Annotated in this window: 25 protein-coding genes and 2 riboswitches; of the genes, 9 read left to right on the plus strand and 16 right to left on the minus strand. The window is 50.2% G+C overall.

From position 1 onward, the window contains the following. Positions 1-6: 6 nt before the first annotated feature. Positions 7-405, minus strand: coding sequence for a pyridoxamine 5'-phosphate oxidase family protein (locus LG198_RS05150; RefSeq protein WP_230342111.1), 399 nt, complete (start codon positions 403-405; stop codon positions 7-9). Between the two features lie 179 nt (positions 406-584). On the opposite strand from LG198_RS05150, the gene LG198_RS05155 reads away from it, so the two are divergent. Then, positions 585-1,211, plus strand: coding sequence for a hypothetical protein (locus LG198_RS05155; RefSeq protein WP_230342112.1), 627 nt, complete (start codon positions 585-587; stop codon positions 1,209-1,211). On the opposite strand, the gene LG198_RS05160 is transcribed toward LG198_RS05155, so the two are convergent. The 10 genes from LG198_RS05160 to LG198_RS05205 all read right to left on the minus strand — a co-directional run bounded on the left by LG198_RS05160 (position 1,198) and on the right by LG198_RS05205 (position 14,343). Further along, positions 1,198-2,619, minus strand: a complete 1,422-nt coding sequence (locus tag LG198_RS05160; protein WP_230342113.1) for a PepSY domain-containing protein — start codon at positions 2,617-2,619, stop codon at positions 1,198-1,200. The genes LG198_RS05155 and LG198_RS05160 overlap by 14 nt on opposite strands. Before the next feature lie 29 nt (positions 2,620-2,648). Further along, positions 2,649-4,748 (minus strand): TonB-dependent receptor, encoded by a 2,100-nt coding sequence (locus LG198_RS05165; RefSeq protein ID WP_230342114.1) that lies wholly within the window; start codon positions 4,746-4,748, stop codon positions 2,649-2,651. 78 nt (positions 4,749-4,826) lie between these two features. Continuing rightward, positions 4,827-6,920: a TonB-dependent receptor gene (locus LG198_RS05170; protein WP_230342115.1), complete on the minus strand. Its 2,094-nt coding sequence runs from the start codon at positions 6,918-6,920 to the stop codon at positions 4,827-4,829. Between the two features lie 221 nt (positions 6,921-7,141). After that, positions 7,142-7,353: riboswitch (cobalamin riboswitch) on the minus strand. Positions 7,354-7,388: 35 nt separating this feature from the next. After that, complete coding sequence (locus LG198_RS05175) at positions 7,389-7,970, minus strand: hypothetical protein (RefSeq protein ID WP_230342116.1); 582 nt, start codon at positions 7,968-7,970, stop codon at positions 7,389-7,391. 2 nt (positions 7,971-7,972) lie between these two features. Then, entirely contained in the window at positions 7,973-8,446 is a 474-nt protein-coding gene (locus LG198_RS05180) for a DUF6644 family protein (RefSeq protein WP_230342117.1), read from the minus strand. Between the two features lie 23 nt (positions 8,447-8,469). Beyond that, positions 8,470-8,964, minus strand: coding sequence for a DUF6644 family protein (locus LG198_RS05185; RefSeq protein ID WP_230342118.1), 495 nt, complete (start codon positions 8,962-8,964; stop codon positions 8,470-8,472). Positions 8,965-9,068: 104 nt separating this feature from the next. After that, complete coding sequence (locus LG198_RS05190) at positions 9,069-10,031, minus strand: hypothetical protein (protein ID WP_230342119.1); 963 nt, start codon at positions 10,029-10,031, stop codon at positions 9,069-9,071. A 29-nt stretch (positions 10,032-10,060) separates the two neighbouring features. Then, entirely contained in the window at positions 10,061-10,849 is a 789-nt protein-coding gene (locus tag LG198_RS05195; protein ID WP_230342120.1) for a hypothetical protein, read from the minus strand. Positions 10,850-10,891: 42 nt separating this feature from the next. Continuing rightward, positions 10,892-11,422 (minus strand): DUF6152 family protein, encoded by a 531-nt coding sequence (locus LG198_RS05200; RefSeq protein WP_230342121.1) that lies wholly within the window; start codon positions 11,420-11,422, stop codon positions 10,892-10,894. A 257-nt stretch (positions 11,423-11,679) separates the two neighbouring features. Next, the gene (locus LG198_RS05205) at positions 11,680-14,343 is read right to left on the minus strand and encodes a TonB-dependent receptor (protein WP_230342122.1); all 2,664 of its coding nucleotides are present in this window, start codon (positions 14,341-14,343) and stop codon (positions 11,680-11,682) included. A gap of 426 nt (positions 14,344-14,769) precedes the next feature. Here LG198_RS05205 and LG198_RS05210 point away from each other — a divergent pair, with 426 nt between their 5' ends. From LG198_RS05210 to LG198_RS05230, 5 genes are all read left to right on the plus strand, one after another. Then, entirely contained in the window at positions 14,770-15,210 is a 441-nt protein-coding gene (locus LG198_RS05210) for a rhodanese-like domain-containing protein (RefSeq protein WP_230342123.1), read from the plus strand. A gap of 467 nt (positions 15,211-15,677) precedes the next feature. Further along, positions 15,678-16,568 (plus strand): dienelactone hydrolase family protein, encoded by an 891-nt coding sequence (locus LG198_RS05215; RefSeq protein ID WP_230342124.1) that lies wholly within the window; start codon positions 15,678-15,680, stop codon positions 16,566-16,568. Further along, entirely contained in the window at positions 16,565-17,110 is a 546-nt protein-coding gene (locus LG198_RS05220) for a GlcG/HbpS family heme-binding protein (protein WP_230342125.1), read from the plus strand. Before LG198_RS05215 ends, LG198_RS05220 begins: the two co-directional genes overlap by 4 nt. A 14-nt stretch (positions 17,111-17,124) precedes the next feature. Beyond that, positions 17,125-19,293, plus strand: coding sequence for a protein-disulfide reductase DsbD family protein (locus LG198_RS05225; protein WP_230342126.1), 2,169 nt, complete (start codon positions 17,125-17,127; stop codon positions 19,291-19,293). A gap of 41 nt (positions 19,294-19,334) precedes the next feature. After that, positions 19,335-19,955: a redoxin domain-containing protein gene (locus LG198_RS05230; protein ID WP_230342127.1), complete on the plus strand. Its 621-nt coding sequence runs from the start codon at positions 19,335-19,337 to the stop codon at positions 19,953-19,955. 59 nt (positions 19,956-20,014) lie between these two features. Here LG198_RS05230 and LG198_RS05235 read toward each other — a convergent pair whose 3' ends face one another. Next, positions 20,015-20,239, minus strand: a complete 225-nt coding sequence (locus LG198_RS05235; RefSeq protein WP_230342128.1) for an RNA-binding S4 domain-containing protein — start codon at positions 20,237-20,239, stop codon at positions 20,015-20,017. Positions 20,240-20,353: 114 nt separating this feature from the next. Between LG198_RS05235 and LG198_RS05240 the strand changes: the two genes are divergently transcribed. Together LG198_RS05240 and LG198_RS05245 are read left to right on the plus strand one after the other, a co-directional pair. Beyond that, a complete protein-coding gene (locus LG198_RS05240; RefSeq protein WP_230342129.1) occupies positions 20,354-20,980 on the plus strand; it encodes a DUF4202 domain-containing protein in 627 nt (208 codons plus the stop codon). Continuing rightward, complete coding sequence (locus LG198_RS05245; RefSeq protein WP_230342130.1) at positions 20,977-21,261, plus strand: hypothetical protein; 285 nt, start codon at positions 20,977-20,979, stop codon at positions 21,259-21,261. Before LG198_RS05240 ends, LG198_RS05245 begins: the two co-directional genes overlap by 4 nt. On the opposite strand, the gene cobU is transcribed toward LG198_RS05245, so the two are convergent. Genes cobU through LG198_RS05265 form a run of 4 tightly spaced genes read right to left on the minus strand, consistent with a single transcriptional unit; the run spans position 21,258 to position 23,844 of the window. After that, positions 21,258-21,794, minus strand: coding sequence for a bifunctional adenosylcobinamide kinase/adenosylcobinamide-phosphate guanylyltransferase (gene cobU / locus LG198_RS05250; protein WP_230342131.1), 537 nt, complete (start codon positions 21,792-21,794; stop codon positions 21,258-21,260). The two genes, LG198_RS05245 and cobU, sit on opposite strands and share 4 nt — an antisense overlap. A 1-nt stretch (position 21,795) precedes the next feature. Further along, positions 21,796-22,611: a cobalamin-binding protein gene (locus LG198_RS05255; RefSeq protein WP_230342132.1), complete on the minus strand. Its 816-nt coding sequence runs from the start codon at positions 22,609-22,611 to the stop codon at positions 21,796-21,798. Further along, a complete protein-coding gene (gene bluB, locus LG198_RS05260; protein WP_230342133.1) occupies positions 22,608-23,261 on the minus strand; it encodes a 5,6-dimethylbenzimidazole synthase in 654 nt (217 codons plus the stop codon). Before bluB ends, LG198_RS05255 begins: the two co-directional genes overlap by 4 nt. Positions 23,262-23,271: 10 nt before the next feature. After that, positions 23,272-23,844, minus strand: a complete 573-nt coding sequence (locus LG198_RS05265) for a hypothetical protein (RefSeq protein ID WP_230342134.1) — start codon at positions 23,842-23,844, stop codon at positions 23,272-23,274. Positions 23,845-24,031: 187 nt separating this feature from the next. Further along, positions 24,032-24,253, plus strand: a riboswitch (cobalamin riboswitch). A gap of 135 nt (positions 24,254-24,388) precedes the next feature. On the opposite strand from LG198_RS05265, the gene LG198_RS05270 reads away from it, so the two are divergent. Next, entirely contained in the window at positions 24,389-25,219 is an 831-nt protein-coding gene (locus LG198_RS05270; RefSeq protein ID WP_230342135.1) for a PEP-CTERM sorting domain-containing protein, read from the plus strand. Positions 25,220-25,226: the final 7 nt, after the last annotated feature.

Below are 25,226 nucleotides of genomic sequence, written 5' to 3' on the forward strand. Positions count from 1 at the left end.
GATAAATCAGAGTTTCTTGCCTGCATCAGGACCTGATTTCAAGGTGAAAATGTCGTCAATATGCACCAGCACTGCGCACTTGGGTGTTTTCATGCCGTTCTTTTCCGCAAAGGCCAGCGCATTCTCATAGGGCGGCGTGCCTTCACTGAAAATCTCAGGAGTGCCGACGATGCGGTATCCATCCAAGGCAGCACGGTCGATCACGGCCACCGCTATCTTGGATCCATCGCGAATATTTTGTAATGTCTGGCCGCCGGTGTTTTCGTTAAAAATCAGGGTTTGGTCATCGTAGATGCGCAGGGAGCGTTTGGGGCCTATGTTCGGTAGCCCGTCCTTGTTGACGGTGGACTGGATCGGCAACTCTTTCGCCAGCATAGTCTTGATGGGCTCATTCAGTGTCTTCATTTCCTGTATTTCCTCAATGTTGATGAATGAATTGCTTGGTTTGTAGCAGCAAGGTATTGGGATTATATATTTTATATACGAAATGTATAGTATTTGCAGGGGCGTAGGATACGGGCACATGTGGTTTTTTTCTGCCCGCATGGTTTAATCTCGCATTCATCTGATTTTAGGTAGCAGCAATGGCATCGTCTGATAAAGTATTGGAAATAAAGGAAACAGTAGATCCTGGCAAGAAGCTAGGCATTATTGCACTGTTGCTGTCCGTGTTCTGCGTTCCGCTTCTGGGCGTTGTAGTGGGGGTTTTCGCCTACCTGAAATCACGCGCCCATGGGCACAGCAATTTGTTTGCCATCCTTGCCATCATCATTAACCTGATCTACACCGTGCTCTTGCTGTTGTTTCTTTCCGGGATTTTTTACGTTTCCAAGAGCGCGCTGGAACAGCGCAAGCAGGAAGAAGCGCTTGAAGCACTTACGCTGCAGCAACAGCGTGAAGAGCGGGCACAGGGCAATATTGATACTGACCGCATTGCCGAGGAGTTACAGGCTAAGCTGGAAATGTTCCGCGAGACGCATGGCGCTTATCCATCCTATGGCCAGTTGTTGTCCGAGCGAGGCCCATTGGCTTTGAGCGAGGAACAGCGTGAAGTGTTGGTCAACACCGCCACGCCGCGCAGCACGCGGGTAGGCTTTCAGGCTTGTGTGGCATCCAATGGCGTGGGCAGCGGTGCCATCCTCAGGCCGGGTTCCGGCAATCCGCCGCTGATCGCGGGCAATTGCAACAATATGGCAGCTAGGCGCGAGTAAGCCTGCGCCAGCCCATTACCATGCCGGCAGCAGTGAGGATGGTGCCACCTATGGATAGCACAATGACCAATATCCAGCGTGGCAGCTCGCGGTTGTCGAAGGGCGCAAAATCCAGGCGGTGCAAGGCAGCAAACAGCCAACGGTAAGTGCGGCTGTTGCTATCTTGCGAGGCGACAATCCGGCTGCTACCGGGGTCTATGTAATAACTGGTTTTCCTGGCGTCATTGAAGTCTATGCGTACCACGGGTGATACCCGCTCCAGGCGCTTGCCGTAGTAGTAAATATCACCCTGCTCAAGCAAGGTGGCGGATTGCAGGTTGGTACCGGGCTGCAATTGCTTGGCCTGGAGGCTCAGTTGTTCAATGTCCAGGCTTGGGATATGGTTGCCGGTAGCGGCATCAAACAGCCGGTTGCCGTGCTCTGCCTGGGCCAGCAGGTAGCTTTTCCCGGCAAAATCCACCCATTCTATTTCCCCGATTTTTTCTTGTGGCTGCCAGTTGGCTGGCAGCCGTAATTCATTGATAGGCGTGCGCTTGCCTTGCCATGCCTGGGTTTCTTCCGGCGAAAGCGACCTGCCTGAAACCAGGTCGAAAGGTTTGACTGAAAGCCAGCCGCTCAACAGCCAGGTCAGGCAGAACACGCCTGCCAGCATGCCGGAAATATGGTGCCACTTGGCCCAGCCTTTGTAGGGGGTAATGCGCCCGCCCTTGTAGCGGCGGCGCAGGCGTAGGCGGTCTATCCCCAGCCAGATCCCAAACAGGCTCATGATGACGGCAGGGAATGACAACCACATGATGGCCTGGCGCCATGCCTTGGGGTAATCGGCACGCAATGGCGTGAAATAAATCCAGTGAATAACCGAGCCCAGCCAGTTCCAGGCACGCTCGGCACCGTGGGTATCCAGCACTACCTCGCCGGTATGGCTGGAAAGATAGAGTTCAGTATTGTCCGCGTTATCGAATGCCACACGGTACAAGGGCCGATGGGGATGCAGCGCGGAAGATATGCTCCATTGGTCGCGCTTCAGCAGTTCAATATCGCGGATGGATGCGTTGGGTAAAAAGGCGTTGGCAAGTGCCGGAACCAACTCCTGGGTAACCATAAGCGGTGCGCCGCTGTCCGCCCAGACAGAATGCCAGCTACCCTCGTGCAGGAAGTGGTAAATCGGCCGCCCTTGTTGCATGTTGAGGCGAATCTTTTCAGGTTTGGCCTGGAGCGTTACTGCCGCTTCATCTGGCGTAATGCGCACCAGCTGAAGGTCGACGGCTTGCAGCTGCGGAATGCGCTCTTCTTGCGATAGTTGCGGGTAAGCCACAAACATCATGACTACGCCGGAGATAAACCATAGCAATACCAGCAGGCCAAAGCCTATCCCCAGCCAGCGATGCCAGAGGTGCAGGTTACGCATGGAGAAGAGCCGCATAGGTTGCTTTCATCTTAGTAGCGGAATTCCGCAGTCAGTTCAAGTTGGCGCGGTGCGCCGACAACTAGTTGTTGATCGTTGTTATTGGACATGGAAGCATAGAATTTGTCCGTCAGGTTGCGGATATTGGCACGCAACGTCATCTGTTTATTCACATTCCATGCCGCACTGGCATCGAATACAGTATATCCAGCCATCGAAACGTCATTGGTATTGCTTGCGTAGCGTTTGCCGACATACCGTGCGCCTATCCCCGCTTCCCATTGTGGGGCTTGGTAGTAAACCCAGGCATTGGCCAGTTTTTCCGGCACGTTGCTAGGCGTGTTACCTGCCCTTGATATCCCGGTGTTGCCTTCAAATAGTTCATCGAAACGTACATCCAGCAGGGCGGCATTGAAGTCGATACGCCAGTGCTCAACCGGCAGCAACGTCGTGGTGAATTCAATGCCGCGTGAGGATTGCTTGCCTCCCTGCACAGAAATCAACGGGTCTGTCGGGCTTCTGGTAATGATGTCATCCTTGGCAATATGGTAGGCAGCCAGTGTGATCTCTCCCTTTGATTGAGAAAGCAGGTGCTTGATGCCAATTTCATATTGGCGCGACCTGGTCAGGTCGAACCTCGCATTGTCGAGATTCAGCCCCAGCATATTGGTGATCGGGTCGGTACCGCGACTGGTCTGTGCATACAATGAGAAATCAGGTGTAACGTCGTAGACTGCGCCAACCCGCCAGGTGAACGGGGAAAAGTTCTGGGATGAGCTTGCGGCGGGGGCAATGTAATCCTTGCGCTTGGTATCGATGTAATCCTTGCGCAAGCTGACGAGCAGTTTCAGCCTGTCCGTCGCATTCCAGGCGTTTTCCAGAAACAGCGCTCTCTGATCGAGATCCGCAGCATAATTGTTGCGTAGTGCCTGGTTGGTGATGAAGCTACCTGCGGCCGGGTCATACAGATCGACCGTATCGGTGAGTGAGTTATTGGTATTCATCTTGTGCATGAAATCTACACGGGAGATATCCACGCCGATCGCTAAACGGTTTTCCTGGCCAAAAATACTGGAGCTGGAGGCAAGCTGGAAAATATTGCCGATCTGCTTGAGGTCATGGTCCACATTGCGGAATGCCGCACGGGTAACACGCAGTGTCGAAGGGTTCAGGCGCAGGTCGTCAGCATAGCGCCAGTCGCGTGTTGCGTGAAACCAGTAGGCTTCATTCGTAAGAGATAGTTCAGGCGTAATGTCCCATTCGATTTTTGCCCGCGCCCGGGTATCGACGAAATCCATCTTGTTATTCCCGACGTTGTAATTGTTCCTGCGCAGGCCATAAAGCAGTTTGCCATTCACCGCAGGAACGCCATAGTTCACGGTGGGCGAGTCTTCAGCATGATCGAGCGTGAAGCCAAAACGCACATTATCGGAAGGCTCAAACTGCCATGAAGTCATGATCTTCTTGGTGTCGTAATCGCCGCGGTCAATGTAGCTGTTGCCGCCAGCGACGGATGCGTCAATACGGAAAGCGCCAATTTCACCGAGCGCACCTGTGCCGCCAAGCGCAGAACGATAAGCACCGCGCGTGCCGATTCCGACTAATGCTTCCAATGAGGCTTCCCTGCTGGCCTTTTTGCGAATGCTGTTCACAATGCCGCCGCTGGAAGCATCGCCGAACAATGCGGAGGCAGGGCCGCGCAGCACTTCGATTCTTTCATATCCCCAACTGTCAGACGGATAGGTCAATGTCCCGGCTGCGGTAATCAGCCGAATACCATCTTCCGCCTGTGCGACAGAATTGTTTCCGGCAAAGCCGCGAGATGAAAAGGACTGCCCAACTCCAGGCGTGCCGATATCAGAAATCCCCACGGTACGTGTGACCGCTTCCCGGATGGAAACATCGCCTCGCTGGCGGATCGTATCGGTATCGACCGAGTCGATACTGGCCGGGATTTCCTTAGCGGCAAGTCCCAGCCGGTTGCTGGTGGTATTGACCTTGTTGAGTTTGATGCCGGGTTTGTCAGATTGACCGGACACCGTAATTTCTTCAAGCAAGGCTGGAGTTTCGGCAAATGCCGGATTAGAGAAAATACCAACAATGGCGAAAGTGACAAGACGATTTTGTTTCATGATTTTGGATTATTTATATTGATGATGAGCGGGAATAAAGGGCAGCCTTTATTCCCGTGAGGTATACGATGCGTCAGGCTAGTAGCGGAATTCCGCAGTCAATTCTAGTTGGCGGGGGGCGCCGACGATCTGCTGGGTACTACCATAGGCGAGCGCTGCATAGAACTTGTCAGTCAAGTTACGAATATTGGCGCGTAGCGTCATCTGCTTGTTTACATGCCAGGCTGCGCTTGCATCATAAACTGTATAAGCAGCCAAGCTAATGTCATTAGCATTATTTGCGTAACGCTTGCCTATATAACGTGCACCGATGCCAGCTTCCCACTCGGGTGCCTGATAATAGACCCAAGCATTTGCCACTTTCTCTGGTACATTGGTTGGAGTATTGCCTGCACGTGAAATGCCGGCGCCACCTTCTCTCAATTCATCATACCTAGCATTCAGTAATGCGGCATTGAAATCCAGACGCCAGTGCTCAACAGGATACAGCGTGGTGGAGTATTCAATACCGCGTGAAGACTGTTTGCCACCTTGCACAGAAATGGAGGGTGTAATTGGATCCTGCGTAATGATGTTGTCCTTGGCAATATGATATAGCGCAAGTGTCCATTCCCCTTTGATATTCTCCAGAGATTGCTTAATACCGACTTCTGCTTGACGTGAGCGGGTTAGGTCAAATTGGCTATTTGCTAGGTTTAAGCCCAGTAAATTAGTAATTGGATCAGTACCTTTGCTTATTTGCCCATAGAGATTAGTATTGTCGGTTGCTTCAAGCACTGTACCAAGGCGCCATGTGACAGGAGAGAATTTATCGCGGACTTCATTTGCGACATTTCTAAAATCTTCACGATCCGAATGAATAAATTCTTTACGAACACCAGCAATCAGCTTCCAGCGGTCATTTAGATTAAATGCATCTTCGGCAAAAAATGCTTGTTGCCTGATGGTGCCATTGTAATTAGGTAATACTGCCGTCGTGCTGAGAAATAAACCTGTGTCAGCACCTAAAGGAATAACGTTACTAGCCGTATTTCCAGCATTACTCGCATGATGGAGTTCAGATCTCGAAATCTCCCAGCCGGCAGAAAATCGATTCTGATGTTCCCAAAATTCATCACTATGAATAATCTCAAATCGATTTCCAATTTGTTTTTGACCATGAGTAATGGCAAGAAAGGTGCTTTGGGTTACTGTGTTTGTAATGGAGTTAAGTGCGTAGTTTTCAGCATTCTGCCATTCTCTGTCAGATTTGAACCAGTAAGCTTCATTCTTTAATTGTAGGTGCTCAGTCACATTCCATTCAATTTTTGCCCGGGCACGGGTATCCTCAAACTCCATTTCATTATTAGTTACGTTGTAATTTGAACTGCGCAATGCGTGGTTAATCTTGCCGTTACGTAAAGGTGCACCAAAATTGGCAGTGGGTGAATCTTTGGCATGATCCAGGGTAAAACCAATTCGCAGATGATCTGTGGGGGTAAATAATAACGATGTCATGATTTTTTTGCTGTCATAGTCACCGCGGCTTATATAGCCATCACCACCCAATACAGATGCATCAATGCGAAAGGCACCAATTTCACTTATAGCGCCAGTGCCACCCAGTGCAGCACGGTATGCACCATATGAACCAGCTCCAACCAATGCTTCTATAGAGGCTTCACGGCTCGCTTGTTTGCGGATGCTATTGACAATGCCGCCAGAAGAGCCATCGCCAAATAATACTGAAGCAGGGCCACGCAGTACCTCAATACGTTCATATCCCCAAGTGTCAGATGGATAAGTGAGTGTCCCCGCACCTGTCATTAACCTGACACCATCTTCAGCTTGAGCAACGGAATTGTTACCAGCGAAACCACGAGAAGAAAATGACTGGCCATTACCAGGCGTACTAATATCAGTAATACCAGTGGTACGTGTGACTGCCTCACGGACGGATATGTCACCACGCTGTCGAATAGTCTGGATATCCAGGGTTTCAATGCTGGCAGGCGTTTCCTGTGCGGTCAGTCCCAAGCGGTTGCTGGTGCTGTTGGTCTTTTTCAAGTTGAGTCCGGGTTTGTCGGGCTGTGCTTTGACCTGGATTTCCTCTAGCGTGGCTTCCTCTGCCAGCGCCCCGCTGGATAAGGCTGCCAATACAGCGGCGGCTAGGATATGGTTTGTGCGTTTCATATTCAGTTGCTCCCAAATTCATTAAATTCAGCATGACGAGATCGCCATGAGCATGGCAGCTATGATGTCGGAGAGGGGCTGGGATTACGCATGCAAGATGAATTGCCGAAGGCAATTTGTACTGGCTAGGAGGCGTTAGCCCAAACCAGTGCTTGCAATGAATAACGTGAATGAAGCGACAGAAAAATCGCCGATTACAGGACACCCCGCCCTTATTCGAACAGCATAACTGTCTTACGGCAGGTCTCCTGACTTTCGGGTCATCGTCTTGTTTGCGGCCTTCCCAGATCAATGTCCAGTGGCAAGAGGTGCAAACAGACTCACCGATTACAGTTGCGGGGGCAGTTCCGGGTTAGGATCATGATGTCGGCACCGGATTCCCTATTATTTTTGCTGGAGGTACCAGCAAAAAACCGTAAGTTGAAAAATGTTAGATTTTATTTCTCAGTGAATCAATCTTTATTTACGTTATTCTCCTTCTAGTCGAGGGAAAGTTGGAATGGTTTCTCCTGGATACCAGAATCGTGCATGGCATGTTTCGCATGCGCGTTGAATATTCTCTCCCGCACGCAGGAGATCTTCAGGGTCTTTATTATCAATCGCAGTAATTGCTTCATAAACTGCGGTATGCAACAAATGTGCACTGGCAATAAAAGCACTGCGATTTTTTGCTATGGTTGCTTCAATGTGTTCTGCACCCAATTCAACAGGATGAGTTGAGGTTTCTGCGCCTTCGTGGGCTACTTTTCTACCAGTGATCAGGAGCAGGTTGGTCGCTTCAGCTAGGGTGATGGCATGCTGGCGAACCTCGGCCCATTCTTCATCCGTCTGCGGGCTTTTTTCTTCAATGCCTTCGCTGGTAATCACTGTAGATACCGCGTTCCATACATGATCGGCATTGGGATCGATGATAGATATCATGATTTCTTGCAGCGATGCGGTAGGATTGAAAAGCGGGGGTTCCTCTTCGATGCTTTTATTGCATGCAGTCAGTGCGGCGCTTAATGTAACAAACAAAGCTGGTAATAAATAACGGAATCGATGTTTCACGATTAAACAAATCCTATAAAGCGCCCAGCGAAGGCAACGCCAAACCACAATGTCAATGTGACAATCGCAATCGATCTGGCTAGCCATGGATTCGGTTTTTCCTGTTTGGTGATCCATCTATATAGGGTGACCTGGATAAATAATGCAGCAAGGATAAGGTAAAGTTTGATCCAGAAAACCGGGTTGCTGTGATAATGCAGTGCTGCAGGAATGAAAATCAGCAGGCCGGAAACTACAAGTAATCCAAACCCAAGCCAAATTAATTTTGAGCTTTCGTGGGCGAGTTTGGGTAATGGTTGTTGATATAAACCGAATCCAAATAGTCGCAGGCTGATCAGCACGATGGGCGCCAGTACCAAAATAATGCCTGCGATGTGGGCGATTTGAGCAACCGCCCATAACATCCGATCTTGTTTGCCAATAAACACGCCGAATCCGCTATTTTGGATGGCGTTAAAGAGTTCCAGACTCGTCATGATGTAGTCCTGATGGGTATCAATTAATAGCTAAGGTAGGGAATCAAGCGTCCTGTAATGACGACGAGACTCCATAAAATGAGAGACCCCCAGGCAGCGACAAGTACGCCAGTCGGTAAAGTTGTCGCATAGCCCCACTGCTGAACATTACGCCCCCATTTGAATTCAAACCAAGCTGCATTGATGCCGGCGAATACGATAAATGCCAGTTTCCATAGAAATACAGGGAGTTCGATTAATTTTGTCGCTCCAGCCACAAACAATAACGCCCCTGTCGCCATGGTGACGGCAAAACCACCCAAAAGCCATGGTCTTAATTGTTTCAATATTTGTGGGATGGGGACGTGGCGGAACACCAGGCCAACCAGGCGCAAATCGATAAAAAAAAGTAAGCCAACCGAGAGCGCCAGGCCAATCAGGTGAATGCCTTCAACGATGGGGAAAGCAAATAAAGATTCCCGCAGGGAAGTCCCGATCTCGGAATCATAAAGCAGTTCTGCAAATGCTAAGACTGACATTTGTTGCCTTTATTACACGTAGAATGACGCCGTGCTCTCTGTTAAGTTGGCACGGCGACTAAAAAGCGCTTCATTGATTGAAGTAGCGCTACATCTTTGCTTGACTACTGAGCACCCATGCCGAACGCGGCATTATTCTCTGCACAAATGCGTTCTTCACCTTCCAGGATCACGTTTTTGCCTTTATGTTTTGCTTGGCCAACTTCAAAATGCCAACCATTTGGCTCGTCATTCTCAGTCCAGCGGCGGGCCGGAATAGTGACTGTGAAAGGCTTCGTATAGACTGTAGGGTCAGTGAAAACGGCAACGTAATTAAAGCGTTTTCGATCAGGACTAAAAATGAAACGCTCCTGAATATGGCCATTTTCGCTGATGAATTCACCTGTACGACCAAACAGGGCCTTGCCGTTATGGTTTTTTACATCCACGACAAGGGTGTTGCCTTCCCAGTGCCCATATGAGTCACCGTTCCATAACTTGATATTGTCTGGCAGATGGTTTTTCTTATTCAAGTGGATAAGCCGTGTGCCTGAGTTAAAGTAGAAAAAAACGTAGCCTGGATATTGGCGGATTTCGTAACCATGCCAATAAAATGACTTTGGCACTCCGCCAGGGGCGCATCTTGCTAAAGGCTCTACCCATTGCTGTTCGACAGGGTCGTGAAAATGTGCCTGAAACTCTTTCACTTTTTCCAACGCCCAGGGTTGGAATGGCACTTCGCCGCTGGCCGGGTCACTCACCCGGCTTGGCGCACGTTGTTCTCTTGGGGTTTTTGGTGCTCTGCCAGATCCAGGAATGCCGCCCTGGGGGTCGGTGAAGTTATTGTGATTGGCAATCGTGTTTGACCAGAAGCCTTGCACGTCAGGCTGGCCATCAGGTAAAAAAGGGCCGGTCCATTTTCCAGAGGCGATTTGAGGAAAAGTGGATTCCTGATTAATGCCGCTATTAGTAGGTGGAGGCGCAGGTTCTGTTTTCTTGTCTTCTGCAAACCCATGAAGTGAGAGCAACGACAATGCGCCAATCATGACAATGGCCGCAGGCTTAAAATTAAATTTCAGTTGGTTCATGTATATACCTGTTGTCTGATTGCGATGGCTTACTTGTTATCCGGTTTGGGCGGATAGTATTGGTCGTAATCCAAAGTGAAACGGTAATCTTCAATCAGCTGAAAGTTTTTCTCACGATGGCGGTGCAGAATCACGCTGATATCGAAAGGGCGGCTAAATACTTGAGGGTCTTCAAGGGTAGCCTTGTATTCGATAGTGTTTTTGTCGAGAAACTTCCAGCGTTCAACCACATGAAATGCGTCACTGTGGAAATTGCCAGCACTATCTAGCCAGGTTTTGTCGTTAAAGTTTTTTACATCAACAACCAACGTGTCACCTTCCCAATGCCCGCGAGAATCTCCGAGCCATGTGTCTAAAGACTCTTCTGGATGGTCAGTGCCATTGGTGTGAATTGTTCTGACAGAGTGCCCGAACTGAAAAAGAATCGTGACATCTTGAGGTCGCTGAAGAATCTGAAATGGTGCTGGATAATAAATCCCGCGGGGAGTACCCAATGTCCAGCCTTTCGTCGCCGGGTCTGCTTTGGCACGATCTTCAAAGTTCTTCTTTTTCTGTTCCAGTGCCTGAGGCAAGTAAGGAATGAATTGGCCCTCGACAATGCCAGGCCCTGGCGGGGCATCCACCCGATTGGAATGAGGCTCCAAATCATAGTTGGCTGCGCTGGTTGTTTGCCAGAACCCTGAAAAGTCAGGTTTGCCTTTTAAGCGGGGAATATCATCTTTTGCTATGGCGGTGCCTGCAATGAATGCCAGGGATACTACTGCAGCAGGAATAAGTTGCCTGAACTTCCTGGCTAGCGGCTGTGAAAAAACACTCAAGAAATTTCTCCTAACTTAGTATTTGAGCGATGCAGCAGGAAGTTATTGCGCGACTTCTCTTGCGGTAGGTGCATCTTGTGCGCCACCGGTCTCAAACGAGCGTCCGTCTGCCAGTACAGTCACAACGGCGTAACCAAAGGCTTTCCCGCTTTTGGCACGGTAACCCTTGATAGTGACCTCGGTTCCAATTGGCAAAGTAGATTTGGCTAGCCCTTTTTGCCTCAAGCCGAACGGAGTACCAAACTCAAACCCCCAGTTGGTGACATTGCCAGATGCGTCTTGTACATCCAGATAAAGCCAACTATGTGGATTGACCAACTCAAGCTTGGTAACTTTGCCTTTGACCTGGATTGGTTGATTGCTATCAAACTCAGCAGAGAATGCATGGTGAGCGTTTGCCGGAGTAGAGGCAAAGATCACCGAGGTGACGGCTAGAACGATTGGGCCTAAAAATCTTGTATTCAGCAATTGCACTGAAAGCTCCTCAAATAAAAACTTGATGCGATGAATTACTGGAACCCATTGGCATCGAACTGCCAAGTGGCTGGTAAAAGGATGGTTAGCAGTAGGCATTTATCATGCCAACTGATCGAATCAAATTCTGCCTGAGGATGCAGTGGGTAGACTTTTGTAACCTTATGATTTTATTTTTATATATAAAAACTGATAAGGAAACAAAGTGTTGAGGAATAACATTTTGTGTTGTTTTTTAAACACTAAAGCCGTTGTAAGTGTTTTAAATTAAACAATTTAGAGGTGCTTATGTCTGAAATTAGGCAAAAAAATGCCGGCTTTTGCCGGCACTTGAATTGACTTGCTTGCGCGAGAGGTTAGAACCTGTTGCGCAATACCACGCCTATGTATCGACGTTGACCAAGACCATCATAGCCTACAGGAGAATTTGTGTCATAGGTGTTGACGCTGGTGGTGTAAACCTTGTCAAAAATGTTCTTGCCTACAACGTTGAATTCCCAGTTATCCTTCTGGCCACCAATGATACCGAAGCCAGCATCAGTCACAGAATAACCAGACTGTTCTCCAAATTCTGAAAGCAGGTTTTCTACGTTTTGTTTGGAGCGGATGACGGTGCTGAAGAATGCTTGCGCCTTCAGGCCACCCCAAATTGGTTGTATGTAGTGAGCACCGATAATGCCTGTGAGTTTGGGAGCGCCCACAATTTGCTTGCCAGTATTATCGCAAGAGGTGGCAATAATTTCTGCGGGACAAGTGGCATTGCCCCAGTCGGCATATTTGGCGCGATTGTACGCGGCCCCAAATGTGAAGCTCAAGCGGTCAGAGAAGAGATAACCCCCTTCTAGCTCAATACCGGTTGCGGTAATTTCTGGAATGTTGCCCAGTTGGGAACGGAAACCAGTGGCTTGCGTTGGGTCAATTACGTTGGTAGTTGCTTGATAGCCTTTGACAATTGAGCGATAAATGTTGGCATTGAACTGTAGTCTACGATCTAGGAACAAGCCTTTAAAGCCTAATTCATAACTTACCGATTTCTCGGGATCGATATTAACAACATTGCCGGTGCCTGAGTTAAAAGAGATCGCAGCTGACTTCTCTCCTCCTGCTGCAGATGCATAATACATCAGGTCATCATCGACTTTATAGCTGGGACTTACCAACCAAGAGATGGAGTTATCACGTAGCTCATCAGCTTCTCGCTCGCTATAGACGGCGTTACCATTTCTTCCAATAATGGTATTACGAATCGCATTGGCATCAGCAGCTTGTGTGCCAGATCCCCCGGTGAAGCCACCAGCATTACCGGTTACCCATCTTTCAGCACTGTTGTTCTTGTATTCGTAAGTTTTGCGCAAACCGGTAGTTACAGTGGCTTTTTCTGTCAAGTGCCAGTTAATCTGGCCAAAGGCAGCATAGCTATCAGTTTCTGGTTTAAATCTAGTATTAATGCGCAGACCATTTAGTGACTGACTTAGTAAAGATCTGCCAATCGCATCAGCATTTAAACTAGCATACTGAGTATCAGTTGCATAAAACGCACCTGCATCTGAGCCATATGCAGAACGGTTGGTTTGTGAGGTTTCACTATGTAAATAGAATAAGCCAACTTGATAGTCCAAGAGTTCACCGATGTCGGAAGTCAACCGGAGCTCTTGAGAGTATTGCTTGTGATCGACCAGTGTACCACTCTGCGCGATATCAAAACGTGTTTGTTCACTGTCGTTGACCGCGTCGAAATCATAGCCACGATAGGCTGTGATCGAAGTAAGGGTGTGGGAGCCTATAGTCCAGTCCAGCTTGGCAGAAATGCCATAGTTTTTCGTGAGTAATGGATCAGCTTGTCCGATATCAATTTTATCTTTGGATCCAATAATTGGACGATAACCACCAAAGTAATCACGTGCTAATCGAGTGCTATAAGTAGTTCCCCTTGATGAGCCATCTGCAAATGTTGCCGGATCATATTGGAAAGGCTTTGTATTGCTATATTCCTTAGATTCGGAATAGTCAAGGCTGATCTTTGCCTTGAAGTTCTCTGTTGGGGTGATCAAGAATTGGACTTTACCACCGAAACGATTACGTTCATGAAAACGTTGATTAGCGATGCTGCCTTCTCGGGAATCGTTGATATTTTCAATATCACCTTCTTGGCGATCAACAAAAAATGATGCTCGATAGGCAATTACATCATCAACCAATGCATCAGAAATTGAGCCGCGTGCACGCAATGCACCAGGGAAGTCGCTGCCGTTCTGATTGGCGCCAACTTCGGTCTCAAGATAAGCTTGACGGGTAAATGTAGGTTCCTTGGTCACATAATTAATTGCACCAAGGGTCGTGTTTTTGCCTTTCAATGTGCCTTGTGGGCCACGCAAGATTTCAACACGATCCAGATCGGTGAAGTCTTGATAAGTCATGCCGGGTAAACTGAGAAACACATCATCTACAATAACGCCGACAGCGGCTTCAAGAGATTCGTCACCAGTAGATTTTCCGATACCGCGGATGGAAATACCTGAGCGGCGTGCGTTAGGCGTAGTGGCTGTCAGGCCCGGAGCCACGCGTGTTAAATCGTCAACAGTGAAAATACGTTCACGATCAAGTTTGGGGGCGCCAATAACAGAAATCGGAATTGGCACATCCTGCGCAATTTCTTCACGGTTACGCGAAGTTACTAGCACAACGCCCAGTGCCGCTGCATTGTCTCTGGCAGATTGTTCTGGCGTCGCAACTGCCGTGACAGGCGTTACTGTTGCAGGTTCGGCCTGGTTGCTGGATGCAGTAACTGGCAGGTTATACCGTTGTTTAAGTTCGTTAAGTTCCCTAGTCAGTTTAGCGTTCTCCTCTTGAAGAGACTCCACAGATTTTGGGTCGTTCTCTGCAGCATTTGCATAATGGCTAAGGCCACCCATGGCGATACTTGCCACCACGAATGCAGGTGCGGAAGATGCACCCAGGCGTGATAGCAGTTTCGCTATAGGCTTTTTATGCAATTGCCCAAGCTTGGAATTGTTCGACATCTAAATTAAGTTCCCTAAATTAATTAAAAAATATTTCTGGAGCTAACGCATTGGCAACTTATGTGCCAGCAATAAATGAATGTAATTTTTTGTTAGTAAGGTGTTAATTTTTATTAGTTTTTACTGGGGTTAGAATGTAATTTTTGGGAGGAAGTAAGGGAGCTAACTGTTGAAAAATACTCAGCTGTTGCATTTTGAACTGATGCTTTTCGGACATCTCCAAAGGTGAGTTCTGTTGATTTCCAAACAAGGGAGGAGTTATTTTGCTACTTGGAGATTGCTTTTATGTTCATTGTGAAAATAGATATTTCACTGATTATCAATATATTAGTGAATATGTTGAAAGGTTGGTTGGAGTCCGCTATCTGAGCTGGCATGCTAGCTGCTATCTACTCCAGACCTAACAATATATTCCGAAGGAAAATCATGAAAGTGTTACTGAATGTGCTGTGCCTGGCGGCCGCATTTAATATTGGGCTGGTTAATGCTGCAGATGAGGTTAAGCCGGCAGCTCCTGTATACAAAACCAAAAAATTGGGTAAGGCTGAAATTGACCAATTGCTGGCTAAGCCAGAGAATCTGGTGGTGATTGATGTACGCCGCCCTGATGAGTTGACCAAAATTGGTGGTTTTCCGGTTTACCTGAGCATACAGTTGGCTGATTTCGAGAAAAATCTGGCCTATATTCCTAAGGATCGTACTATTGTGACTGTTTCAAATCACGCAGGCAGGGCGCTGAAGACAGGCGATATCCTTATTGATAAAGGTTTCAAGGTGGCTGGTGCTATTGGCGCACAAAATTATGAGGAAGAGGGTGGAAAATTGACCCGTATTGAAGTGCCTCAGCCAGCAGCTGCGCAAAAGTAATAGTTCTAAATCCCTTTGCCATCTAAAGGCATATTCCTGGGAGTTGCGTTTTGGGAGTATGCCTGTGGATGGTAATAAACCAAGATTTATCTGTTTGTTTTTGAACACTTCAGCATTCATTCTGTTGATTAGCCAACATATTGGTGGTTGATACGACATTTGGCCATACTCATTATTTTGTTACAGTCTAGAAACCTAGAGGAATAGTATTTTCTAATTCAACTGGTTATCTGGGTAATCTCTACATCATCACCTTAAAGTGAATATTGTTGGATTCTCTGGCACGCTATCTGCTGTTGTTGACAGGTTGATGATTGTTGCTAGTTAGCAGGCTGTTTCTTTATAAACAGTTCAACGCGGTTTCAAATATTCATCAGTCAGCATTCATCATTTATGCGTTAGATCACGCATGAAGATTGCCTTTTCAAGCGATATAACTAAAGTGACATTTTTAAGAGGAGTGATGCATGGTACGTAAAACTGCAAACGATTTCCCGCCAGAAGTATTAAAGGCTTTTGATCAGTACACACATGGAGAGATCAATCGTCGTGGTTTTCTTAAAAATGTAGCCAAGTTCACTGTGGCGGGTCTTTCGGCAGAAGCATTACTGCTTGCGCTTTCTCCTCAATTTGCCCAGGCTCAGCAAATCGCTCCAGACGATAAACGTATTACCACCAGCTGGGTAGAGTTTCCTTCCCCTAATGGCAGTGGCAAGGTAAAAGGTTACCTGGTCAAGCCGGCCAAAGTAGAAGGCAAACTGCCGGTAGTGCTGGTTGTGCATGAAAACCGGGGTCTAAACCCGCACATTCAAGATATTGCCCGCCGTGTCGCACTGGATAACTTCATTGCTTTTGCTCCTGATTCATTGGCGCCTTTGGGAGGTTATCCAGGGGATGAAGACAAGGCACGCGAGTTGTTTGCAACTCTGGATCAGACCAAAGTCCGTGAGGACTTTATTGCCGCGGCTACGGAGCTCAAGAAGCTGCCTGAGGGCAATGGCAAGCTTGGTGTGGTCGGTTTTTGCTATGGCGGCGGTATTTCCAATTTCCTTGCTACCCGTTTGCCTGACCTAAATGCAGCAGTGCCATTCTATGGCGCTCATCCGCCGGCTGAAGATGTTGCCAAGATCAAGGCACCTTTGTTGGTGCAATTGGCAGAGCAGGATGAGCGTATCACTTCAGGGTGGCCTGCTTATGAAGCTGCACTGAAGGCTGCCAATGTGAAGTACCAGGCTTATATTTATCCTGGCGTGCAGCATGCGTTTAATAACGATACAACACCCCGCTACGATGCAGCGGCAGCAAAGCTGGCCTGGGAGCGTACTATCAGCTTCTTCAACCAGCATTTGCGCACTTGATCGGTTATATGCAGGTGAAATGGCATAAAACCATGGCGCAGGTGTCGGCCATGGTTGTAATCAATATGATGGTTGCCTCTGGTTTAATGGCAGCAGAAGCTGTTGCTGATAAAGCAGTTGGTGGAATTGCTTCTGATGTTAAGGGCATACCATTAGAGTTGGCACTTGAGGCTACAAGGGCAAGTATTGAAGCCTGTGGCCTTAAAGACAGCAAAATAGGCGTCAGCATTGTCGATGGTGTTGGGGTGTTGAAGGTATTGCTGGCTGCGGATGGTACTTCGCCAAGAGGTGTTACCTCAAGCACTGACAAAGCCAGAACAGCGCTTGCGTTTGGGACAGCAACCAGCAAGTTACATGTGCAGGTGGAAACAGACAAAAGTCTGGCAGCAAAAATTGCTGAAAATCCCGGCTACAACAGTCGTCCCGGTGGTGTGTTAATTACATCGGGAGGGCAGTTGCTGGGGGCTATAGGCGTTGGCGGTGCAAAGATTGATGAAGAGTGTGCGCTTGCCGGTTTAGAGAGAATTCAATCCAGATTATGAGTTTGATAGAGCATATGTTGAAGCGCTCTGATATGGGTTTCCGTTATCTCGCTTCTGTCCTGTTCCTGTTGTTGATGGTTTCTGCCAATGCATATGCTGCATCAGAAGCTGCGACTGATCAGGTCAAGGCAAGGCTGGTGGCGTCAGTAGAGTCTGTGCATGCAGGTGATGAAATTACTGTCGGCATCAACCAGCGTATTATTCCGCACTGGCATACGTATTGGATCAATCCTGGCGATTCCGGCATGGCGACTTCGATTGCCTGGACATTGCCTGCTGGCGCTGAGGCAGGGGATATCCAGTGGCCGATACCGCACAAGTTCAATGTCGGGCCAATTACCAATTACGGCTATGCTGATGAGGTAACGCTGCTCACCAATATCCGTGTGCCAGAATCGCTTAAACCCGGGGAGAGCTTCCCTGTCAAGGCGCTGGTCAATTGGCTGGTTTGCGACGACGTTTGTATTCCCCAGGAAGTAGAGCTGACATTGTCCCTTCCTGTCGTCGACGCTGGAGTGGACGGCGGTAAAGGCAGTGAGTTGATTGCCAAGGCCAGGGAGCAGTTGCCAGTTGAAAGTCCATGGCAAGTCAGCGCCTATGAGCAAAAGCAAGGGCCTTTGCTCAAGATACCAGGCAAGGTGCTGGAACCAGGGAGTACAGCCGAGGTCTGGTTTTTTCCTGAGGAATGGGGCCGGGTCTCGCACAAATCCAGACAGCCAAGGCGGATAGATTCTGATGCATTTCTGCTTCAGTTGACCGCGGGTGATAACCCATTGGCTGCAGGAGAGTCTCTCAAAGGCGTGCTGGTTATCAGCAAGCAGATAAGCACAGGAGTCCTGGCGCAGGGATACCAGCTGGAGGTCAAGCTGGAGCCTGGGATTGCCGAGAGTATTGTTGATGAGGACCCAGCGCAGCTTGAAGGGGCCGATACTTCCACAGGTGAGGATATCAGCTTGTATTCGGCCCTGTTGTTTGCGCTCCTGGGGGGCGTCATTCTCAACCTCATGCCGTGTGTGTTTCCTGTCCTGTCAATCAAAGCCTTGTCGCTGTTGCAGCACAAGCAATCCCAGCACCACACCCGTTTGCATGGTTGGGCTTATACCGCTGGTGTGTTGGCAAGTTTCGTTTTGTTGGGGCTTGTGCTGATTGGCTTGAAGTCGGCAGGGTCACAGGTGGGTTGGGGGTTCCAGTTCCAGTCGCCTATTTTTGTCGTCCTGGTAGCTTACCTGATGTTCACGGTCGGCCTTAGTTTGTCCGGGGTGCTGACGATAGGCAGCTCTTTTGCGGGCGTAGGTTCTTCTCTAGCAGACAAGTCAGGATATAGCGGCAGTTTCTTTACCGGCGTGCTGGCTACGATAGTGGCGACACCTTGCACTGCGCCTTTTATGGGCGGTGCGCTGGGCTATGCCCTCACCCAGCCCGCTGTAGTATTGCTTGCCGTATTTCTCAGCCTGGGTTTTGGACTTGCCTTGCCTTATTTGCTGCTTAGCCATTGGCCCAGTTTGCAACGCTTCCTGCCCAAGCCTGGTATCTGGATGGAGCGCTTCAAACAAGTGCTGGCGTTCCCTATGTATGCCGCCGCTGTGTGGCTGGTTTGGGTGTTGGCACAGCAAGCCGGGCCTAATGCAGTCGCCCTGGCGTTGGCAGGTATGGTGCTGATTGCCCTGCTGGCCTGGATATATGAAATTACCCGCCATGGCAGCAACAAAAAGCGCTATGCCGCCAATACGGTTTCATTATTGGGATTGCTGGTACTGCTTTATGGCAGTTACAGCGGTATCCAGTTATTTGCTGGTTCGGTTAGTACCGCCAATACGGCCTCTGCTGCCGGGGTGGAAAAGAACTGGGAGGCGTATAGCGAGCAACGGCTAGGAGACCTGCGTGATGAAGGAAAGCCGGTATTCATTAACCTGACAGCCGCCTGGTGCATTACCTGCCTGGTCAATGAGCAGGTGGCCCTGAGCCAGCAAAGCGTGGCGGACGCTTTCAGCAAGTCGGGCATCACTTACCTTAAAGGGGACTGGACCAATCAGGATAAGCAGATCACTCAGTTGCTCAAGCAGTTCGGCCGTAGTGGTGTGCCTTTATACATCCTGTATCCACCTGGCAAGGATGCAAAGCCGCAAGTGTTGCCACAGATTCTGACCCCGGAAATTGTATTGAATGCAGTACAGAAGTTGTGATTATTCACTAGCCATTAACCCAACTAATCGAGGAGTTCATCATGTTATTACGTCGTTTACTGAATGTTGCTATTTGTGGTGCCAGCTTAGCTTTTCTGCCGATGGCGGCACAGGCTGCTGCTGACATTGGCAAGGCTGCCCCCGCTTTCTCAGTCAAGACTGCCACTGGTGAAACATTGAGCCTGGATTCGCTCAAGGGCAAGACCGTGGTATTGGAGTGGACCAACAACGAATGCCCTTATGTTGTGAAGCATTACGGTAGCGGCAACATTCCTAACCTGCAGAAGGAAGCCACTGCTCAAGGCATTGTCTGGCTGCAAGTGATTTCTTCTGCCCCAGGCACGCAAGGCCATGTCGATGCGCAGACTGCGCTCAAGCTTAATACAGACCGTGGCGCTGCACCAAGCAAGGTATTGCTGGATTATGACGGCAAGGTCGGCAAGCAATATGATGCGCAGACTACGCCTCACCTTTTCATCATCAATCCTGAAGGTGTGCTGGTTTACAAGGGTGGCATAGACAGCATTGCGACAGCCAAGGTGGAAGACCTTGCCAAGGCTGACAACTACGTTAAACTCGCCTTGGGTGAGCTGGCCAGCGGCAAGAAGGTATCTCATGCCGTTACCAAGCCTTATGGTTGCTCAATCAAGTATGCAAGCTAAGCTTTAGCCACTTGATTGCTTGATCGAGGCCGGAAATTTCCGGCCTTTTTATTGCGGGTTTAAAGTGGGGAAACTTCGCCAGCGACAACTTTTATTGTTTGCCCCATGCACTCCACGACTTGCCCATCGCGAATCTTTGCGGTTTTGCGGCTTTCCGGCTGGCCATCAACACTTACCAGGCCTTCTGCCACCATGATTTTTCCACGACCGCCCGAATCAGCGATGCCAGTGAGTTTGAGCAAGTTGCATAGCTCAACGTAGTCGTTTTTGAGAGTGAACTCCATGATATGGCTCGGTGATGGCAAAGCACGATTACATCATGTTTTGTCTGGCAGGGGAAAGGTGCGGGCGGCATGTTTCGCGTAAAATGGCGGGCAACGAATGATGGAAAGCCATGGATGCAAATATTTTCTCAATTTGGCCCACAATTTTCACAGGCAATCGCAGCGTTCGATGCGCGTAATGCCAAAGATCCCAGCCAGACCCTGGTGAATGGGGCCGGGGTACCCAAGGAGTTGGCGTATGCCCAGCGCATGACGGAGATGTTGCAGCGTTATCGCCCTGATGCTTCCGAGGCACTGCAGTTGGCTGCGCGCTGCCAGCATATTGAGCGCTGGACCTTGCCGCGCGATGCTTATCCCATGACCAAGCCGGGCTATCACCAGTGGCGCCGTAAGCTGAAGCAATACCATGCCGAAGTAGCGCGCGAGATCATGCAGCAGGCGGGTTACGGCGAGGAGATCATTCGCCGCGTGGCAGCGTTGGTGAGCAAGGATGCGCCGCTTGCAGATGCAGAAATGCAGACGCTGGAAGATGTGATCGTGATGGTTTTTGTCGAGCATTATCTGGAAGAGTTTGTCGGGCAGCATCCAGAATATGACGTACCGAAATGGAAGGACATTCTGCGCAAGACATTGCGCAAAGTGTCCAAGGTCGGCCATCAGGCCTTACTGACTCAAGTGAAATTACCTCAGCCGCTGGTATCTTTGATTCAGGAGGTAATGGCGGAGGAGGGCTGGCTGTGAGCGCCCGCGAGCGCCCGCTCGATTTACAGGCAGGAAGCGTGACGCTGAGGATGGGCTTGCACGAGGTGCAGGTGCTGTTAGGAGTGGAGTTAGTTGGGCACTTGCGTTTCCGCGCACTGGGCTCGGCCAATTCAGATGAGGCGCCGCTGTATCGCCTGCAGGAAATCCAGTTGAATGACGCAGTGGCAGCGCATCGTGACGAGATTATCCAGCAGGCGACAGACTTGTTTGCTCAATATACCGGCGCGCGCGTGATTGGCTTGAAGCGCCCGCCAGTCTAGCTTTTCAGCGCCAGCGGCAAGCCTGCTGCAATAAAGCTGACTTTGCCGCACAGTGCCGCTACGGCCTGGTTGAGGCGGCCGGCTTCATCCTGGAACTGGCGGTTGATTTCCCCTAGCGGCACGATGCCCATGCCGACTTCGTTGCTCACGAGCAAAACCTTGCCGGGCAGTGTCGGCAGCACATCAAGCAGCGCGGCGCGTTCTGCCTGCCAGTCCACGCCGTCCGGCGGGGCGCATTCGGGGCAGATGCATTGTGCCAGCCACAAGGTCAGGCAATCGATGAGCAGACAGCGGCCGGGAGCGGCTTGCGCTTGCAGGGCATCGGCCAGTTTGTGAGGCACTTCGACGGTCTGCCAGTGGGAGGGACGGCGTTGCTGGTGCTGGCTGACACGGTTGCCGAATTCGCTGTCATACACCTGAGCGGTGGCGATATACACGACATCCAGGCCGCTTTGCGTGGCGAGTTTCTCGGCATAAGCGCTCTTGCCGGAACGTGCGCCGCCGAGGATCAGATGATGGTCATATTGGCTCATTTCAGCTCCAATGCTTGTGGTGCGCCTGGTTGACGCCCCAGCGTTGCAAGATGGTTTGTAATTGCTTCAGCCCATGCTGGATGGCGGAAGGGCCGGGTTGCAGGATATCGGCAGACTTGATTTCGTGAACCTGGCCGGACTGCACGGCCGGAATGGTATTCCAGCCCGGCCTGGACAATACCTGTTCCGGCTGGAATTTCTTGCCGCACCATGATCCGATGATGATGTCAGGCTGCCGCCTGACGACTTCCTCAGGGTCGGCAATGATGCGCTGCTGGGCTGATTTATGCGCGGCAAGCTCCTCAAAACAGTCCATGCCGCCGGCAATCCCGATCAATTCGCTCACCCACTGGATGCCGCTGATCAGTGGGTCATTCCATTCCTCGAAATAGACCTTGGGTATAGCAGGCAGATAATGCGCAGTTTCGACGGCTTGCTGCATGCGTTGTTGCAAATCGGCAATCAGTGCTTCGGCTTTTTCGTTGGCATGCACGAGTACGCCCAGGGTGGCGATCATGTCCAGAATATCCTGTACGGAGCGCTGGTTGAACGCGTGTACCTCGACTCCCGCGCGTACCAATTCTGCCACAATGTCGGCCTGCAGGTTGGAGAAGGCCAGCACCAGGTCTGGTTTGACTGCGAGGATGTTCTCAATCTTGGCGCTGCTGAACGCCGCAATCTTGGGTTTTTCTTTTCTTGCTATCGCCGGGCGTGTGGTAAAGCCGGAGATGCCGACAATTCGCTCCTGTTCGCCCAGCAGGTAAAGCACCTCCGTGGTTTCAGCCGTCAAGCAGGCAATGCGTTGCGGGCCTTTCACTCGGTGTCGATCCAGGTGTTTTCCATCATCAGTTCGGGTAGCGGGCGTTCCTTGGCCCAGCCTTCTTCGACCAGCATCGGATTTTTATAAAACTCATCCACATATCCTAGGCAAAGAATGGCAATCGGTTTGGCACCTGCTGGCATATTGAGCAGCTTGGCTAGCTTTACCGGGTCAAAGATGGATACCCAGCCCATGCCCAGCCCCTCCGCGCGGGCTGCGAGCCACAGGTTCTGGATGGCGCAGGCTACCGAGGCGAGGTCCATTTCGGGCAGGGTGCGGCGACCGAAGATGAAGCGTTCCCTGTGGTCGCATAACCCGGCGACCAGCAATTCGCCGCATTGCAGGATGCCTTCCACCTTGAGGCGCAGGAACTCTGATTCGCGCTCTCCCAGTGCATGGGCTGTGAGCGTGCGCTCTTCCTGCACTAGGTCATAGATGGATTTGCGTACCGTATCGCTGGTGATACGGATAAAGCGCCAGGGCTGCATCAGGCCAACACTGGGCGCATGGTGCGCAGCATCCAGCAGCTTGTGCAGGATTTCAGTCTTGATCTTACCGGGCCTGAAGTGCCGCATGTCGCGGCGCTGGTGGATGGCACGGTAAACCCCTGCAATCTCGGGATCGGAAAATGCGAATTCGTTAGTCATACGAGGAATGTCAGGCATTGATATGGCGTAAGGAGCGTATATGACGGAACAGCCGAACGCTTAACCAGATGATCGCAAAATACATCATCGTGTAGCCAAGGTAGTTCGGCAGGTAATTCCAGCCATGCAGGATGGTTTCGTGCAAGCCCTGGTTGGGAAAGCGTCCAGAAAACAGATAATAGGTCTGGGTTGAAATAATGAAAGCCAGGAGCGTGGTGCCGGCAGTTATAAGCAGATACGGAGCAAAAGCAAAAGTATCCTGTTGTTTGGCTAGCCAGCGGCCACCCAGCCACATCACGCCATAAGTCGGGATCAGGCCCCAATAGCCATCGGTGAGGCAAAAGCCGTAATAGGGGTTCCAGGCCGCCGTACCAAAATCGATGGTGGCCGCCGTCATAAAAAACAGTGCAAACCAGCCAGCGCGTTGCAGAAATATGCCGCCCAGCAGAAACACGGCGAGACTGGCATCGGGTAATGCCACACTGGTCAGCATATGGCTGCCGCGAGTTAGGAGCATGAAAAAGAATAGTGCCGCAGCGATTGCCAAGCGTTGATGCATGGTGAGTGGGTTAGCGGTTTTCATAATGCGTGTTGTATCAAGGCTGAAGCAATAAAAATCACAATGTCATTGCTGATGATAACACTGTGATTGACGTAATAAATTTATTGAAGCTGGAAAGTCGGCATATACCATCTCAGCAAAGCAAACATATTGCCCAAAGTCGCTAGGCTATTGCTGGTCGACTCAATAGCCATGGTCCAAATTATGCTAATATACAAGCGCTTTAGGTGCCGATGGCGAGTTCTTTGCCAGAGGTTAAACGGGAAGTTCGGTGAGTATTAACGCTCATAGTTAGATGCGATTCCGACGCTGCCCCCGCAACGGTAAGTGAGTCATGCCGGTTCAACATGCCACTGTGCAATTCTGCATGGGAAGGTGAACTGGATATACCCTCACAAGCCCGGAGACCGGCCTGATGCTTGTAATACGTTAGCTACGGTGGGTGGCTTGATGTTTATGAGTGTTTTCCTGCATCCTGACAGGTCTCCGGCATCTATTCGCCTGCCCATTTGTAGCGGGTTTGTTGCTTGCAACAGACTTCACTTCAATTTTGGGGAGATTCACCATGCGTTATACCTCTGCTTTGCTGCCGTTTGCTGCATTGCTGTTCACCAGCGCGGTTTATGCAGGCCCGTTTGCGCCTGCCGCGGGTCAGCCTGGTTCAACTGCCATCATCGGTACTGATCCAAGCTTTGTGCAATGGGCCACAGGCTATGAGAGCTACCTGCCAGGCTCCAATGTAGATGCAGTCTGGAAAACACCGGAAAATGCCCTGGGCGGTGCTGCCGGCACTGACCTCAACAGCGTGTTTGATATTGTGACGCTGGGAGATGGCGGCCAGATCACACTGACATTTAGTGGCACTATCTTCAATGGCGCTGGCTATGACTTCGCCGTGTTCGAAAATTCCTTCAACGATACTTTCCTGGAACTGGCATACGTTGAGGTTTCCTCGGATGGCCTTAATTTCTTCCGCTTTCCCAACTACTCGTTTACTCCCAACCCTGTGGGCGGTTATGGCGCGGTTGATCCTACCAACATCCACAATCTTGCTGGCAAGTACAAGGTGGGCTACGGCACCCCGTTTGACCTGGATGACCTGGTCGGCATTGACGGCCTGGATGTGAACGCCGTCAGCCATGTGCGTATCGTCGATATTGTGGGCGACGGCAGCTATTTTGATAGCTACCCTGCTGAATTCGGTGGTTCTAACCCGATCTATGATCCTTTCCCAACCTGGGGTAGCGGTGGTTTCGACCTGGATGCAGTGGGCGTGATCAACTTTGCGGCTGTAGCCGCGGTACCAGAGCCTTCCACATACGCCATGCTGGCAGCCGGCCTGGTGCTGGTTCCTGTGATGGCACGTCGTCGTCAACGCCGCCGGTCGGCAGCTTAATTAACGG

It is taken from the genome of Methylobacillus arboreus, from assembly GCF_020532725.1.
Lineage (GTDB): Bacteria > Pseudomonadota > Gammaproteobacteria > Burkholderiales > Methylophilaceae > Methylobacillus > Methylobacillus arboreus.